This window comes from Aquimarina sp. AU58, from assembly GCF_900312745.1.
Lineage (GTDB): Bacteria > Bacteroidota > Bacteroidia > Flavobacteriales > Flavobacteriaceae > Aquimarina > Aquimarina spinulae.
Window position 1 is genome coordinate 3,402,226 of sequence record NZ_OMPD01000014.1, and the last position, 15,732, is coordinate 3,417,957.

Genomic DNA, 15,732 nt, shown 5'->3' on the forward strand with positions numbered 1-15,732 from the left:
GAATACCATTTACTTTTAAATTTCATCATCTTTTTGTTGAATTTTATAGAGCACCAGCAGTTCTTGCAGTTCATATATTTTGCTTTCTACATCTTCGATACTTGTATCTTTTTCTCCAGATTGTAATTGATTTTCGAGTAGCATTTCATTTTTAGCATCGTCCATACCATTCATAATAACCCCTATAAATAAGTTTAAGAAAATCATGGTCCCGATAAGCACAAATGACACGAAGTAAGTAACCGAGAGTACTAAAGCGCTTTTTGAATTTATACAAAGGTTCATATTACCATCATACCCATAATTCTCGCATCCAAACATATTTATGTACATAATATCTGTCCAATCTTCTAAGGTTACTATCCTAAATAGGGATAACATTGATCTTTGTAAATCCTGAAAATGTATTGGGTCATTTTCTGAAAAGAAGAACACACCGGCTACAGCGTAGATATAAAAAAGCAACAATAATAGAATAGAAACATATCCCATAGAAGGGATACTTTTTAATAGTGCTCCTACCAACATTTGAAGTTTTGGTAATGCTTTTATAAGTTTTAAAACTCTTAATAAACGTAGTAAACGTAATATGGCTATAGAACTTCCTCCAAAAGGGAGAAATGCAGCTGCTACAATGATAAAATCAAAAACATTCCATCCATCTGTAAAATAAAGCCAGGGTTTTCTTCCTTCTGCAATAACTTTTACAACGATTTCTATAATAAAAACTCCTAAAATTATTTCATTTAATACCTCTAATACAATTTCATGCTCTGAAGAAAATCTGGGATACGTAGCAATCCCAACCAGAACACCAGCAACCAAAATTGCAATGGTGACCAGGTTTTGAAACCATTTACTTTTACTTATTGACTTACATAGATTTACCATAAAAGTTATGTTTAATAACAATCTATTAATTAAGTATAGTGTAGTAGCTTATACCAAGTATTGTGCACATAACAATTTGCATATAGCTGTTTTATATGTGTTGAATATCCGTTATATGTTATTTGATATTTATAACATGGATATCGTTCTTAAAGAGAACTGATTGACAATTTGAATATAGAATATTCAAAACCTGGTAAAAAAGGAAGCCCCAAAATTATGATAGCTTCCTTTTGTATGCTACTGCATATATCTATCTAGGGCAAGAAGTGTCCCCAATGATGCTCCAACGTTTACTGCCTGTTAAATTTTCTCTTGCTACTTGGGCAGTACAATACGTTAATCCTTCTACTCCCAAACCTACATTAGACTGTACATTTGGTAGTGCTGCCCACTTGGTAAGTAGTGCATCATAATTAACTGTAGAAATATTAGTGTTATCAAGCATCCCTTCCATAACTGTAACATTTTGAATATCCCAATCACTTATATCTGCACTAAAAGATGTAGCCTTCCAAAACATAGATCTCATATTTGTAACTTTACTTACATTCCATTTACTAAGATCTCCATTAAAAGATGTAGCTCCAGAAAACATACTTCCCATATCAGTAACATTACTTACATCCCACTGGCTTATGTCTCCATTAAAAGCAGTAGCACCAATAAACACGCTTCTCATCCTAATAACATTGCTTACATCCCATTTACTAAGATCTCCATTAAAAGCGGTCGCTCCATAAAACAGACCTGTCATATCTGTAATCTTACTAACATCCCATTGGCTTATATCTCCACTAAAAGACAATGCTTTATAAAACATACTCGCCATATCGGTAACACTACTTACATCCCAGTTACTAAGGTCTCCATTAAACTTTATACTATTAGCGAACATTTCTTTCATATTTGTAACTTTACTTACATCCCATTGACTAAGGTCTCCATTAAAAGAAGTAGCATTATCAAACACCGATCTCATATCCGTAATAGTACTAACATCCCAATCATTAAGACCTGCATTAAACTTAGCACAATTAGCAAATAGACCTGCAATACTGGTAACTTTGGATAGATTTGGTACATCTTTAGCATTATATGTCATATTTACAGCTCCTGCAAAAGTTCCATAAAGAGATTCCCATTGGTTATCCCCCCATTGCTCGATGGTTTCGAGTGTTTTCCTACTATCAGTTGATATTATAAACATAGGAAATGTTCCTGATATAGAAACTGTATATGTCCCAGCCGTTACATAAGTATGACTTGGAGCGGTAGTCTGATTCTTTTCGACAGTACCATCACCCCAATCTATAGTGTAATCGTAAGTAATATCCTTGTTAAGATCAATAGCAATAACTTCATTAGCGGTTGTAGTTTTCCAGGTAGTGATAAAAGGTTCTGATACATTCTCTACAGTTACCGTAATATCTGCACTTGCCTTATGAGTACCATCAGATACTTCTACAGAAAGTGTATACGAAGTAGTGGTTTCAAAATCCAGTTTTTTACCAGCTACCAAACTTAATTCTCCTGTATCGGTTAACTCAAAAAGAGCATCACTATTTTTAGTTAGTGTAAATGTAAGTGCTTTGTTTTCTGGATCTGTGGCTGCTACTTTACCAATAACTGCATCATCTGCAATATCTTCTGCTGTAGTAAAGGTTTGAGCATTGATCTCTGGTGCTTTATTAACTACAGGAGGGGTTTGCGGTTGTTCATCATCATTGCTACATGAGAATGTTACCAATACCATAAGTAGTATAATTCCTTTTGTTAAATATATTTTCATAATTAAATTTTATTTTGGTGTAATTTTTTGAGATGCTACTATTTATCTTGAGCGTACAAATAATAGGTTAATTTTTCATGGCAAACTGCAGAAAACACTATGTCTTTATTTTAAGAACAATCTCAAGTAAATAGGTCTAGAAGAATAGGTGTATTCTCTAAATTAATTAAGTTAATATGTCAAATACTTCAATTTGGGCAATCAAAATCTTGATTAGTATTTGCGAAGAAATAGTTTACATTGTAGTTTTTTTTCATGATATATTTGGATTTAAATTATACGCCAAAAATATCTCATTACTCAATTTTAATTTTCACCCGTTTAGGGTGATTTTTTTATAAATTTATTTTGACACTTTTGAAATCTATATTTAAACTATTAAATAGTAAATTTTAAAGTGTAGGTTTATTGTACTAATCAGGTGTTTAATGCTAATAAAATATATCGACAATCAATAATACTATCTATTTTAGATTACTAATTTTGTAAAAACATAATCATATCTATGTCGAGATTTTTTATAATATGCTATACTCTTGTCCTAAATGGTGTGATTCTTAATGCACAATCTCAGTTTTTCAAACATTTTACAACAGATAATGGCTTACCTCATGATATTACGTATCAAATCATTCAAGATCAAGAAGGGTTTATATGGATTGGTACAGATAATGGTTTAGTAAAATTTGATGGAAATCACTTTAAATCGTATAACTATAAAGAAGGATTAGACTCTTCATTTGTTATTGATATAATTGAAAACTACTCTAATCAATCCTTTTATATAGCAACATGGGGAGCAGGAGTCTATCAATTAAAAAACGATAGTATTTATCATATTTCTGTTGGACAAAAAAAATTGACAAAGATTGATAATATACATTTATTATCTAATAATTTGTTATACGCAAACGTAAATAGATATAATTTTTCGATTTATGACCTTAATAAAAATCAAAATCAAAATTACTATCTGAAAAATAAAAATAAGGAAAGACAACAACTTCACTTAGATACAATTTTCTCGAGAAATGATTCTACAAACACTCAAATGCTGTCTAATGAAAGTATTATAAACGACACTCTTTTTATACACTCCAATTTCAAAGGAGATCGCATTACTGATAATGTTAAAGGTGTATATACACTAGACATAAAAACTTTGAAAGTTACTTCTATTTTTCATGAAGTAAAAAACAAAAAAATCTATACCATTACTAAAGCAGACAGCATGTTTTTTTTGGGTGGATTAAACACTATTTATAAGTACAAAGATGATCGAATGATTGATAGTATCGTACTTCCTACCAATATGCAAAGAACTATTATTGATATACAAGTGAAAGACTCGACATTATATTGCATAGGCAAAAGTATAACAGATGCAAGTAGAGTGACCCTAAAATATGATTTAGAATCTGAAAAACTTATTGATTTATCAAAAGAGATAGGTATTAAAAGTATGGTTTCAGATAATTTGATAGATAAAAACGGTAATCTTTGGATTACAACATATGGAGAAGGAGTCTATATGCTTCCTAAGGATCCGCCTTTTTTTTTAGGTAGTAATACATTTATAAACCATGATCTAAAAGATATTGGAAAACTTGATAGCACCTTATATGTTTTATCTACAAATCGATTATACAAAATCAAGGATAAACAAATTTTAAGTTCTATTAGTATTACTGAACATCGTGAAAAAATTCAGGCAAATAAAAACAACCATAGCATTAACATATTTGGAAGTTATGAGGGTAAAAAATATAAAATTCAAGAAACACCAGTTAATGTCGTTGCTAATAAACAATTTGAACTATTAACTGAAGATGGTAGCATTCTTATTTCCAATAAAAATGTTAAACATGGAGGTGAATTAAATGCCTATAAAGATGGTGGTAAAATATACAGTATCAGCTTTAAAAGAGACTTATTAAAAGAGGTCTATATACATAAAGGTAAACTTTATATTATTCGGGATAATCAACCGGGTATAAGAATTTACGATGCCTATACAGGAACGCTAATTGAAACCTGGGATAAAACAACAGGGTTCCCTTTACAAAAAGTAACTAAAGTATTATTTCATAATCATAAAATATGGATTGCTTCAAATAGAGGTCTATTTATTGTAGAAGAAAATAAGATAAGAAAGAATTTTAGTGAGCAGAAAGGGCTCCTAAGTAATCATATTAATGATATCTATTTTGATCAGCACAACATATTATGGATCGCAACTCAAAGAGGAGTAAATATCTATAAAAATGATATTATGTACACTCTAGATAAGGATTCGGGGCAAAAATCTTCTTTTGTAACCTCAATTATGGAGTTAGATGATCACATATATATATCAGGTAATAAGGGGATGTTTATTAAACATAATCTTTATCCTTTTAAAGTGAAATCTAACACAGATATTATCATCAAAAAAAAAGAGGCAAATTTTATTGTTAATCCTATAAATTATTTAAATCCCAATAGTATAAAAATACAGTATAAAATAAATAAAGATTCTTGGAGGCATTTAAATGCAGATACATTATTCGTACAATATTTAAGTCACGGAATTCATAAAATTCAATTTAAATATAAAGACGGGTTAAGTGATTGGAAAATAAATTCGCCACAATCTTTTACCATTTATCACCCATGGTACGAACGTCCCTGGTTTGTTACTTTTCTTGTAATTATAACTTCGGCCTTACTTCTCGTTATTATCAGCTTGAAATTAGAACAAAGTAAAGCAAAGAATTCTTTCCTAAAAGCTACATTGCACGAAAGAGAACTTTTGAAAAAAGAATTGACTAACGTTCATAAAAATATTGCTCAGGATTTTCATGATGAATTAGGAAATAAAATTGCTAGTATATCGGTACTCTCTAATCTAATGAGTAAAAAAATGAAAGAGAATACCAAAGAATTTAAACAGATAAAAAAAATCAATAGAGATTCTAATTCTTTATACTCTGGAATGAGAGATTTTATCTGGTCCTTAGATCAAAATAGCAATGAGTTAGATCATGTTTTTTGTTATCTAAAAGACTTTGGAGAAGATTTATTTTCTAATTCGGACATCACTTTTTATGTAGAAAATCTAGATATACCCAGGCAGATTTCGCTACCTTACTATTGGAGCAAACAGCTTATTTTTATCTTTAAAGAAGCGATGACCAATTGTATAAAACATAGCAAAGCTACAGAAGTTGTGCTTCATCTAAATATTCAGGATGATAGATTAATAATATCATTGCATGATAATGGAATTGGGTGTATTATTGAATCCCTGAAACGAAAAAACGGATTAGTCAATATGACTGAAAGAGCTAAAAAAATTAATTCGGTATTAGACATTAAAAATGAAAATGGACTCAAAATATCCTTTACAGGTAAGTTAAATCTATAGTTTTGTTCTAATACCCTAAAAATCAATAATGAATTCAAAAATAAAAATACTAATTATTGAAGACAATAAAGTTTTATTAGATTCTTATAAAGAGATTATCAATGAGGCCAAAAACTTTTGCACAATTGGCGCTTATAGTAATTGTGAAGAAGCTATTTTAAATCTAAAAAACGATAATCCTGATATAGCTCTTATTGATATACAACTCCCTGGGATAAACGGGATTGAAGGGCTAAAAAAAATGAAAAAAATCAAATCAGATCTTCTCTCAATAATTATTACGGTACATAATGACACAAAATATATTTTTGATGCTTTATGTGCAGGAGCTATAGGATATTTAACTAAAAATACTGAACCCGATGAATTAATTAATGCTTTAAATGAAGCATATCGCGGAGGAGCACCGATGAGTGCTTTAATAGCCAGAAAAGTGGTAGAATCTTTTGTTTCACCCAAAGAGAAAGATTTGTCTGATAGAGAAAATAGTGTTTTACAATTACTTGCCAAAGGAAAAAGCTATGCCTCTATTGGTAAAGAGCTTAATGTTTCTATTAATACCATAAAAACTCATACCCGCAATATTTATGAAAAACTACAAGTAAATAGTAAAGAGGAAATTATAAAGAAGTATAACAATTAGTTAATACAAAACTATCAATTCTTATAGTGATTAAAGTGAAGATCAAATCTATTCGCTATCCACTATTCCCTTTATCGTATTTGCCATTACTTTGGTCAACTCCCTTCTACTGTATTTTCCCACTCCAATAACGTGAGATGCTAATGTTCCTTTTTGAAACTGAACAAAGTATTCAAGTATCTGTGCTTTTATCTTTTCATACTCTTGATACTCAAAAAAAGTACCCGAATTTGTTTCCGAAATTAATCTTGAAACATCTGCCCCTTTAGGGCCAATGGCAATAATAGGTCTTGTAGAAACCATATATTCAAACAATTTACCGGGTATAATGCATCGGGTATCTTTACTATCGATTTCAATCAATAGTAAAACTTGTGAACTTCTTTGAATTTGGATAGCATCTATGTGCGGGACATAACCTTTCAGTTCTAAAAAATCTGATAATCCAGCTTCCCGAATTGAAGACAATACATCATCACTAACGGCTCCTACCAATTGTAATCGAAATGCTTCAGAAAATGCTTTATTTTCTTCGATTAAATCATACAAGGCCTTCCAAAGATTCTTTGGATTTCTACCAGACAATAAGGATCCTATGTGTGAAATAGTAAACGTAGTATCCAAAACTGTTTCGGGGATCGATTCTTTGTCATAGCCATTAGTGATTACAGAAATTGGAGTATCTGTAATCTCTTTAAACTCTTTTTTTGTTATAAAACTGGTAACAACAATATGATCGGCAGTGTTTAATACTGCCTTCTCCATAGATGTATGCTTTTGCATAGATCGCTTTGTAAGTTTCAGCTTATCATGATATCCAATGGTAGTCCAGGGATCCCTAAAATCAGCAATCCACTTTGCGCCTGTATGTTGTTTCAACCCCTTTCCTATCAAGTGGATACTATGAGGCGGACCTGTAGTAATTATGGTATTAATTTTATTTTCTGAAAGATACTTTTCTAAATATCTTACCGAAGGTTTTACCCAGAATTTGCGGGCATCTGGAATAAAAAAATTACCCCGTATATACAATAGCAGTCGCTGTATAAAAGACTGCTTTGCTGCACCAGCAATAATACCTTTACTTATCGTTTTGGTCTCATTTTTAGAAAAAACCTGTGCAAAACGATATGGTTCAAAAATAGGTTGTTTTAGCACTTCTATTCCTTCAGGGATTTCAGATAATAAAGAAGTATCTTCTAGAGGGTATGTAGGATTTTCGGGCACATATACTATTGGTTCTATACCAAAATATCTAAAGTACTTAACAAACTTAAGCCACCGCTGTACTCCAGGACCTCCCGCAGGTGGCCAATAATATGTAATGATCAGGATCTTCACAATATACCTTACTTATCTTCTTTTGTTAAAGATAGCAAACTCCCTGTTTTCTTATATTGAAAATACAATCCGCCAAGCACCAGTAAAACCAAAAGAATAGAGCTCGTAAGCGTAATGGTACTTCCTGTTTTTACAACCTGAGGTTCGAATTTAAATTCTATCGAATGCTTTCCTGCTGGTACTTTTAGGCCTCTTAACATATAATCTACCGGGTATATAGGTGTAGTTTCGCCATCAATATATGCGTTCCAACCATCTTTATAGTATGTTTCAGAAAAGACAATAAAACCTGGATTAGCAGCATAGACATTATATGCCAGATGATTAGGTTGAGTTTTAGAAATTGATACTGTAGAAATACTATCTTTATTAGGTTTAAAATCTCCTAATTCGCCTTGATAATCTTTTCTAATAACCGCCGTCTTTTTGGTATCTATAGTATTTAATGATTCAAATTCCTTTTTATAATTGTCTACAAATTTTAGTTCTTCTACAAACCAGGCTGCTCCATTAATTGAAGGGTTTTGCTGAACGTCTAGCTGTCCTTCTTTATTTTGTTGAATTACATATTTTACATTAAGCATATTAATTACTTCCAGATTACCTTTGGCAATATGGCCGAAATACATATCTTCCATTTTTCTGGGACGTACTGCAGTATACCCATTAATAGAATTAAAGAAGTAATTCGTGTGTGAATTATTAAAACCTCTAGCCTGATCTAATACTCTAAAATAAGATTCGTCTTTTAGAATTTCTTTATCCACCGCTGTTGGTTGAAAATAATTTCTGTATTCACGCTTAGAGATAAAACCCTCATTATCAACACTACGTCTATCTACGGTAACCAAATCTATTACAATTAGTGCTCCTAGTGCGATAAGGGTAATATTTTCTGAAAACTTTTTCTTTAAACTAAGCCAAAGCACACCTCCCATTAGAATTATAAACAGAAGTGAACGCAAACTATCGCTTTTCATGATTGCAATTCGATCTTCTTTGATAGCATCAAAAATAGCAGGTTGTTCAATCCCTAATCGAACTTCTGAAGATGATTTGAAACTAAATAAACTTCCTCCAAACAGCCAAAAAAGCAGACACAATCCTCCAAAAACTCCTAATGAAATTAAAAATTTCTTTTGCCTTTCTTCAATAGATATTTTGTCATTAAAGAAACGATGTAATCCAAAAACAGCGGTAATAGGTATTAATAACTCTAAAATGACCTGAATACTTGATACTGCTCTGAACTTATTATAAAAAGGTACATAATCAATAAAAAATCTTGTTAGAAATTCTAAATTCTTACCCCAACTTAAAGCGAGAGATAATATCATTCCTGCCAGTAGCCACCAGCGAAGCCTTCCTTTAACCAATAACAACCCTAAAAGGGCTAAAAACACTACTGTTATTCCTAAATATGGAGGAGCTTCTACAAAAGGTTGTTCTCCCCAATATAGTCCTGTAACTTTAGCATAATAATTAGCTTGCTCTCTTGGCTGTCCTAATTCAATCAATTTTTGATAAAAAGCAGAATCTGTACCCAAATCAGATGCTCTACCCAATCCCATTAATTTAGGAACAAAAAGGTTTAGTGACTCTAATTTACCATAACTGTATTCTGTAATATATTCATAATCCAATCCATTCTTTTCTGAAGAAGTCGCTGTGGTTTCTGCCAATAAATTTTTACCTCTAATACTGGTATCAACATATTCTGATGTAGATAATAAAGTTGTTGCATTTGTCGCCAATCCTAATAACACGGCTAGTACCAATGTTCCTACAGATTTAAAAAAATGTGGAATTTCTTTTTTTCGTATAGCGTCGATAAAATAAGCTACTCCCATGACTAGAGTAAGTAACCCCAGATAATATGTCATCTGATAATGATTGGCTTGTATTTCTAAGCCCATGGCCAGTGCTGTCAATAAAAAACCCCAAACATATCTTTTCTGAAAAACCATTATAATTCCCGAAAGAACTAACGGAAAGTAAGCAATAGCATGTGCTTTAGAATTATGCCCCACTCCTATTATGATAATTAAATATGCCGAAAATCCAAAGGCTAATGCTCCCAAAATAGCAATTTTCCATGGGATGCGCATTACAAGCATCAAAATATAAAAGCTAAGCAAGTAAAGAAAAAGATAATCTGCTGGTCTAGGTAAAAAACGAATCAAACGATCCAATTTATCCATGTAATCATGCGGAAATTTTGCTCCCAACTGATAAGTAGGCATTCCTCCATAAGCAGAATTATTCCAATACGTTTCTTTACCGGTATTAGTGCGATAATCGTTTTGTTGTTTAGCCATACTCTCATAATGCTTTATATCATTCTGATAGAGCATTTTCCCACTTAATACTGGGTTAAAATAAGCTAATGAAACTATTACAAAACCTAAAACGACAAGAATATGAGGTAAAAATCTTTTAATTAAAGACATGATGTGTGTGAGTTTACTAATAAAGAGCCAAATTAATCAATTTCCTCATAATCGATATATTCTCCTACATCTTTATTAGAATAATTTTGTTTCGATTTTTTTTCAATAGTTACCTCTCCTTCTGTAGACTGCCGGGGTTGTTGATATTGATCAAATTGCTGTTTAAATTTCTCTCCAGCTTTCTTTGTAACATATCTAAGCAATAGAGGACCAAATAACCGCGTTATTATCTTTAGTCCATAATATACTAAGATTATAATGAGAATTATCTTTAATACCCCTTGTAGTGATGCTTCCTGCATAACATTTTTTTTCAAAAATAATGAACTCTGTATACAATTACATGTAGACAGTCCTAAAAAAATGATAAAATCTGCTATATTTGAACCAAATCTATTGAGTATGTACCCTAAGTCTATTCTGTTATTAATTATCACATTTCTATGTACCCTAACGGTTTCTGCACAATATACCGAGAAGATCAATACCAATAGACCTGGTACATCACAGGGTGCTTTCTCGGTTGGTAATAACGTTTTACAATTAGAAGGTGGTTTTGGCTTTGGAAAAGAAAAACATAAACTCCTTAATACAAAGACAAATGTTTTTAAGTTCGATTATTCTGTGCGATACGGTTTATTAATCGAACAATTAGAACTTAGACTAAATGGTACCTTTAGAGCAGATGGAGTAAAACAAACCATTGGAGGTAATGAAGAAAAAATAAAGAGAAGTAACTTTGAAGTAAATACGATTGGTGCAAAATATTTGATTTATGATCCATATAAGAAGCCAAAAAAAGATTCTACTAATTATGATGAATTAAAAAGCTGGAAAGAGCGTTACAAATTTAAGTGGAAAAGCTTAATCCCAGCAGTTTCTGCCTATGTAGGAGCCAATTTTGTATCAAAAGACAACCCTTTTACTGCACCTAATGATGATACCTTTAGTCCAAAGATTGTTTTAATGACCCAGAATAACTGGACTACGAGTTTGAATGGAAACTGGGTATTGGTAACTAATTTGATTGTCGATAAAGTAACAACAGATGATCCGATTATCGGTTGGATTATTACTTCTACTCATACAATAAATGAAAAATGGGCTGCTTTTGGAGAATATCAAGGGCAAAAAAGTGATTTTTATAGTGATAATATTCTTAGACTTGGAGGAGCCTATTTATACAATAAAGATCTACAACTAGATGCAAACATTGCTTTCAATTTTAAAGATACTCCTTCTATTTTTACTTTTAGTTTTGGGGCATCTTATCGATTTGATTGGCATACCAAAGACGAGATCATCGAGCAACCAGGATTAGAAGGCGGCATTAAAGAAGGAGAGAAAGAAGAAAATGAGGACGAAGGAGAGAAAGAAGAAGATGAACAAGATGGGTTGGATGAACTTGAAGAAGGAGAAGAAATAGAAAACGATAGCCTTAAATTGAGAAAAACTCCTTTTGTTAATGATTTTGAAGACGATGGTTTCAGAGACGCAATCGAAAGCGACCTTGATCAAAGACGAACTGAAGAACGATTAGAGCGTGAGCGTATTGAAAACGAGAAAATAGCTAAAAAAGAAGGTAAGAAATTTAGAAAAGAAGAAGCTAGACGTCTAAAACGTGAAGCAAAAGAAGCCAGAAAAGCTGAAAAAGCTGAAATCCAAGCCGAGAAAGAAAAGCAAAAAATGATCAATGATATTGATGCCGAATTGGATAAAATGGAGAAAGAACAAGGTGTGGATCAAGAACTACAAGATATAGATAAAGAGCTTCAGGAACTCGAAAAAATGGAAAAAGACTTAGATTCTGATAATCAAGAAAAGGAAGAGAAAAAAAAAGAACAAAAGGAAGAGGAAGATGTAGATGCTGAATACGAAAAGTATCAAAAGGAACAAGAAAAAACTAAGAAAGCAGAAGAAAAAAGAAGAAGGAAAGAGGAAAAAAAGCGTCAAAAAGAAGAGAAGAAAAGAAAAAAAGAAGAACAAAAGCGCAAAAGCAAAGAAGAAAAGGATAATAAAACTGATGATTCGGATCTTGATAAAGAATTAGAAAAAATAGATCAGTAATTAGTATAAAAGGCAGGAATAAAACTCTTTAAAGCATCTAAATAAAGAATCTAATGCAATTATTACTAAAATGATCTGTATGCAACCATAATATTTAATAAAAGGATTATATATTTGTGATGAATTAGAGATGATATATGATTACGATTAAAGAAATTACTTCAAAAGGAGATTTAACAACGTTTGTTAAATTTCCTTTTGAATTATATAAAGATTCCCCATACTATGTCCCTTCTATTATCAAAGAAGAAGTAGATGTGATGAATCCAAAGAAGAATCCTGTTTTTAGAAACTCTGATGCAAAATATTTCTTGGCTTACAAAGGCGATACCATAGTAGGAAGAATCGCTGCAATTATAAATTGGATTGAAGTAAACGAACAAAAAAAACCTAAAGTACGCTTTGGATGGTTTGATGTGATTGATGATATTGAAGTAACTAAAGCGTTATTAGAAAAAGTTTCAGAATACGGTACTCAACATGGTTTAGAATATATGGAAGGCCCGGTAGGTTTTTCAAATATGGACAAAGCAGGAATTCTAATTAAAGGATTCGAAGAGTTAAACACCATGATTACCTGGTATAATTACCCTTACTATTCAAAACATATGGAGCAGCTTAATTTTGAACCAGCTGCTACATGGGTAGAATACAAAATAAGAGTTCCGAAAAAGACAAAAGAAAAGGTAATAAAATTTGCTGAGGTAATTAAAGAACGTTATCAGCTTAAGCTTCTCAAATTCAAAAAAAGCAAAGAAATACTTCGGTATGCAGATGATATGTTTGATCTGCTAAACAAAACCTATAGTAGCTTACAAACTTTTGTTCCTATACAGCAGTACCAGATAGATATGTATAAGAAAAAGTACTTACCCTACCTAAATCCCGAATATATTACCTGCATTGCTGATAAAACAGGGAAACTTATAGCATTTTCGATCGTAATGCCTTCATTCTCTAAGGCTTTGAAAAAAATGAATGGTAAAGTATACCCGCTAAGATTTTTACATATCCTAAAAGCACAGCGTAGAAATGATACAGCAGCTTTTTATCTTATAGGGGTTGATCCAGAATACCAAAATAAAGGAGTAACTGCACTTATCTTTAAAGAAATGAATGAAGCTTTTCTTCGTAATGGGATCGAAGTTGTCGAAACTAATCCCGAACTTGAAGAAAATAAAGCAATCCAAGCCCTCTGGAATGGTTATGAGCATGAACAACATAAGATGAGACGAACGTTTAGAAAAAACCTCTAAAGCGTAAATTCCTTTTTCGCCGGTTTTATAACCTCATTTTTTAATTCATATTCAAAAGAAAACTTCTACTAATCTAAAAGATAATATATTAGAGATGTAGGGTAATCAAACTCTAACCCAACCTATCATAAACCTAAAGCTTTCATTAGAAAAACTTTCTTCAATTAAAACATTGTCCTGATTTCTTGAAAGCTAAAAGAATCAGGATAGAATATTATAGCCAAATTCTACATTTACCTCAGTTATGCAATTGTGATAACAGTAAACACAAAGACATATGCCTGAGTGTCTATAATGGTTCGGGAAAAACCTATTAAACATTAATTTACTTTAAATCATTACTATTATGAAAAAACAAAAATTAAATTTCAAAAAATTGTCCCTTGAAAAGTCAACTGTTACAGAATTGAATCTTAGAAAAATTGTTGGTGGAGTACGCATGGATGAGCAGATCACCGAGGATCCAACATTAAATGTTACTTGTCATTGCTAAAATACCTACAAAAGGCTACTAAATAGTAACTTTAGTAGCCTTTTTTTATAATTCGATTATCGAATAAATCTCTATTTCAAGAAAAATTGATATTTGTTTTTTATTCTCCCATTGCTGCAGCGACAGCAGCAGACATACGTTTATAAGTTCCGTTTTCTAATCGTTCTCGTATAGCAGAAAATGCATTAAGTGTTTCTTCTATATCCTCTAAGGTATGAGAAGCTGTAGGAATTAACCTCAATAATATCAATCCTTTTGGTATAACTGGATATACTACAATAGAGCAGAAAATCCCATAATTTTCTCTAAGATCTTTTACCAGAGCCATAGCTTCAGGAATACTTCCTTTTAAATATACTGGCGTTACGCAACTCTGAGTAGTTCCTAAGTCAAAACCTCTTTCTCTAAGTCCATTCTGCAAATTATTTACATTCTGCCATAGTTTAGCTTTTAGTTCGGGCATTGTCCTAAGCATATCTAAACGCTTAAGAGCACCTACTACTAATTGCATTTGCAATGATTTTGCAAACATTTGAGAACGTAAATTATATTTTAAATAATCTATAATCTCTTGATCGGCAGCAATAAATGCTCCTGTACTCGCCATAGATTTGGCAAACGTAGCAAAATACACATCGATTTGATCCTGAATACCTTGCTCCTCACCTGTTCCTGCTCCTGTTGCTCCTAATGTACCAAATCCGTGTGCATCATCAACAAACAATCTAAAGTTATACTTTTCTTTTAAAGCTACAATTTCTTTTAGTCTTCCTTGCTCTCCTCGCATTCCAAAAACACCTTCAGAAATCAGTAAAATCCCTCCTCCGGTCTTTTGTGCCATTTTGGTGGCTCTCATCAAGTTTTTATCGATACTTTCTATATCATTATGTCGATACGTATATCGTTGTCCTTGATGTAATCGTACTCCATCAATAATACAAGCATGTGCATCTACATCATATACAATAATATCATCTTTACTTACCAGTGCATCAATTGTAGAAACCATTCCCTGGTATCCAAAATTTAATAAATATGCTGCTTCTTTATCGACAAACTCTGCTAATTCATCTTGTAATTGTTCATGAAGATCTGTATGCCCACTCATCATCCTAGCTCCCATTGGATACGCAGATCCATAAGCTGCTGCTGCCTCTGCATCTACCTTACGAACTTCTTCTTTATTTGCTAATCCCAAATAGTCATTGATACTCCAGGTAATTACTTCTCTCCCTTGAAACCTCATTCTATTTGATATAGGCCCTTCTAGTTTAGGAAAAACAAAATATCCTTCTGCCTGATCCGCCCACTTTCCTAATGGTCCTTTGTCTTTATAAATCTTATCAAATAAATCTCTCATTTATCAAAAAATTGTTTCTTATAAGTGTGCGAA

11 protein-coding genes are annotated in these 15,732 nt (G+C 31.9%); 5 read left to right on the top strand and 6 right to left on the bottom strand.

Annotated elements, in window-relative coordinates:
* Positions 1-15: 15 nt before the first annotated feature.
* Together DK441_RS26175 and DK441_RS26180 are read right to left on the bottom strand one after the other, a co-directional pair.
* Positions 16-891 (bottom strand): ion transporter, encoded by an 876-nt coding sequence (locus DK441_RS26175; protein WP_109853480.1) that lies wholly within the window; start codon positions 889-891, stop codon positions 16-18.
* 253 nt (positions 892-1,144) lie between these two features.
* Positions 1,145-2,683, bottom strand: a complete 1,539-nt coding sequence (locus tag DK441_RS26180; protein ID WP_109853481.1) for a BspA family leucine-rich repeat surface protein — start codon at positions 2,681-2,683, stop codon at positions 1,145-1,147.
* 505 nt (positions 2,684-3,188) lie between these two features.
* Between DK441_RS26180 and DK441_RS26185 the strand changes: the two genes are divergently transcribed.
* Both DK441_RS26185 and DK441_RS26190 read left to right on the top strand, forming a co-directional pair.
* Positions 3,189-6,089, top strand: coding sequence for a two-component regulator propeller domain-containing protein (locus tag DK441_RS26185; RefSeq protein ID WP_109853482.1), 2,901 nt, complete (start codon positions 3,189-3,191; stop codon positions 6,087-6,089).
* 28 nt (positions 6,090-6,117) lie between these two features.
* Positions 6,118-6,732, top strand: coding sequence for a response regulator transcription factor (locus DK441_RS26190; RefSeq protein ID WP_109853483.1), 615 nt, complete (start codon positions 6,118-6,120; stop codon positions 6,730-6,732).
* A 48-nt stretch (positions 6,733-6,780) separates the two neighbouring features.
* On the opposite strand, the gene DK441_RS26195 is transcribed toward DK441_RS26190, so the two are convergent.
* From DK441_RS26195 to DK441_RS26205, 3 genes are read right to left on the bottom strand one after another with little or no spacing between them, the layout of a single operon-like run.
* Complete coding sequence (locus DK441_RS26195; RefSeq protein WP_370444339.1) at positions 6,781-8,073, bottom strand: glycosyltransferase family 4 protein; 1,293 nt, start codon at positions 8,071-8,073, stop codon at positions 6,781-6,783.
* Between the two features lie 8 nt (positions 8,074-8,081).
* The gene (locus DK441_RS26200) at positions 8,082-10,523 is read right to left on the bottom strand and encodes a YfhO family protein (RefSeq protein WP_109853485.1); all 2,442 of its coding nucleotides are present in this window, start codon (positions 10,521-10,523) and stop codon (positions 8,082-8,084) included.
* Positions 10,524-10,555: 32 nt separating this feature from the next.
* On the bottom strand, positions 10,556-10,840 hold the full coding sequence (locus DK441_RS26205; RefSeq protein WP_317193936.1) for a DUF4834 family protein: 285 nt from the start codon (positions 10,838-10,840) through the stop codon (positions 10,556-10,558).
* Positions 10,841-10,886: 46 nt separating this feature from the next.
* Here DK441_RS26205 and DK441_RS26950 point away from each other — a divergent pair, with 46 nt between their 5' ends.
* The 3 genes from DK441_RS26950 to DK441_RS26850 all read left to right on the top strand — a co-directional run bounded on the left by DK441_RS26950 (position 10,887) and on the right by DK441_RS26850 (position 14,339).
* Complete coding sequence (locus tag DK441_RS26950; RefSeq protein WP_235015842.1) at positions 10,887-12,590, top strand: transporter; 1,704 nt, start codon at positions 10,887-10,889, stop codon at positions 12,588-12,590.
* A gap of 137 nt (positions 12,591-12,727) precedes the next feature.
* The gene (locus DK441_RS26215; RefSeq protein WP_109853486.1) at positions 12,728-13,846 is read left to right on the top strand and encodes a GNAT family N-acetyltransferase; all 1,119 of its coding nucleotides are present in this window, start codon (positions 12,728-12,730) and stop codon (positions 13,844-13,846) included.
* Between the two features lie 346 nt (positions 13,847-14,192).
* Positions 14,193-14,339 (top strand): hypothetical protein, encoded by a 147-nt coding sequence (locus DK441_RS26850; RefSeq protein WP_160112295.1) that lies wholly within the window; start codon positions 14,193-14,195, stop codon positions 14,337-14,339.
* A 100-nt stretch (positions 14,340-14,439) separates the two neighbouring features.
* On the opposite strand, the gene DK441_RS26220 is transcribed toward DK441_RS26850, so the two are convergent.
* Positions 14,440-15,699: an aminotransferase class I/II-fold pyridoxal phosphate-dependent enzyme gene (locus tag DK441_RS26220; protein ID WP_109853487.1), complete on the bottom strand. Its 1,260-nt coding sequence runs from the start codon at positions 15,697-15,699 to the stop codon at positions 14,440-14,442.
* Positions 15,700-15,732: the final 33 nt, after the last annotated feature.

Excerpts from the sequence above, each read along its gene's own strand:
- DK441_RS26215 (WP_109853486.1), top strand. The coding sequence starts at position 12,728 with ATGATTACGATTAAAGAAATTACTTCAAAAGGAGATTTAACAACGTTT.
- DK441_RS26190 (WP_109853483.1), top strand. The coding sequence starts at position 6,118 with ATGAATTCAAAAATAAAAATACTAATTATTGAAGACAATAAAGTTTTA.
- DK441_RS26180 (WP_109853481.1), bottom strand. The coding sequence starts at position 2,683 with ATGAAAATATATTTAACAAAAGGAATTATACTACTTATGGTATTGGTA.
- DK441_RS26200 (WP_109853485.1), bottom strand. The coding sequence starts at position 10,523 with ATGTCTTTAATTAAAAGATTTTTACCTCATATTCTTGTCGTTTTAGGT.
- DK441_RS26950 (WP_235015842.1), top strand. The coding sequence starts at position 10,887 with ATGATAAAATCTGCTATATTTGAACCAAATCTATTGAGTATGTACCCT.
- DK441_RS26850 (WP_160112295.1), top strand. The coding sequence starts at position 14,193 with ATGAAAAAACAAAAATTAAATTTCAAAAAATTGTCCCTTGAAAAGTCA.
- DK441_RS26175 (WP_109853480.1), bottom strand. The coding sequence starts at position 891 with ATGGTAAATCTATGTAAGTCAATAAGTAAAAGTAAATGGTTTCAAAAC.
- DK441_RS26185 (WP_109853482.1), top strand. The coding sequence starts at position 3,189 with ATGTCGAGATTTTTTATAATATGCTATACTCTTGTCCTAAATGGTGTG.
- DK441_RS26220 (WP_109853487.1), bottom strand. The coding sequence starts at position 15,699 with ATGAGAGATTTATTTGATAAGATTTATAAAGACAAAGGACCATTAGGA.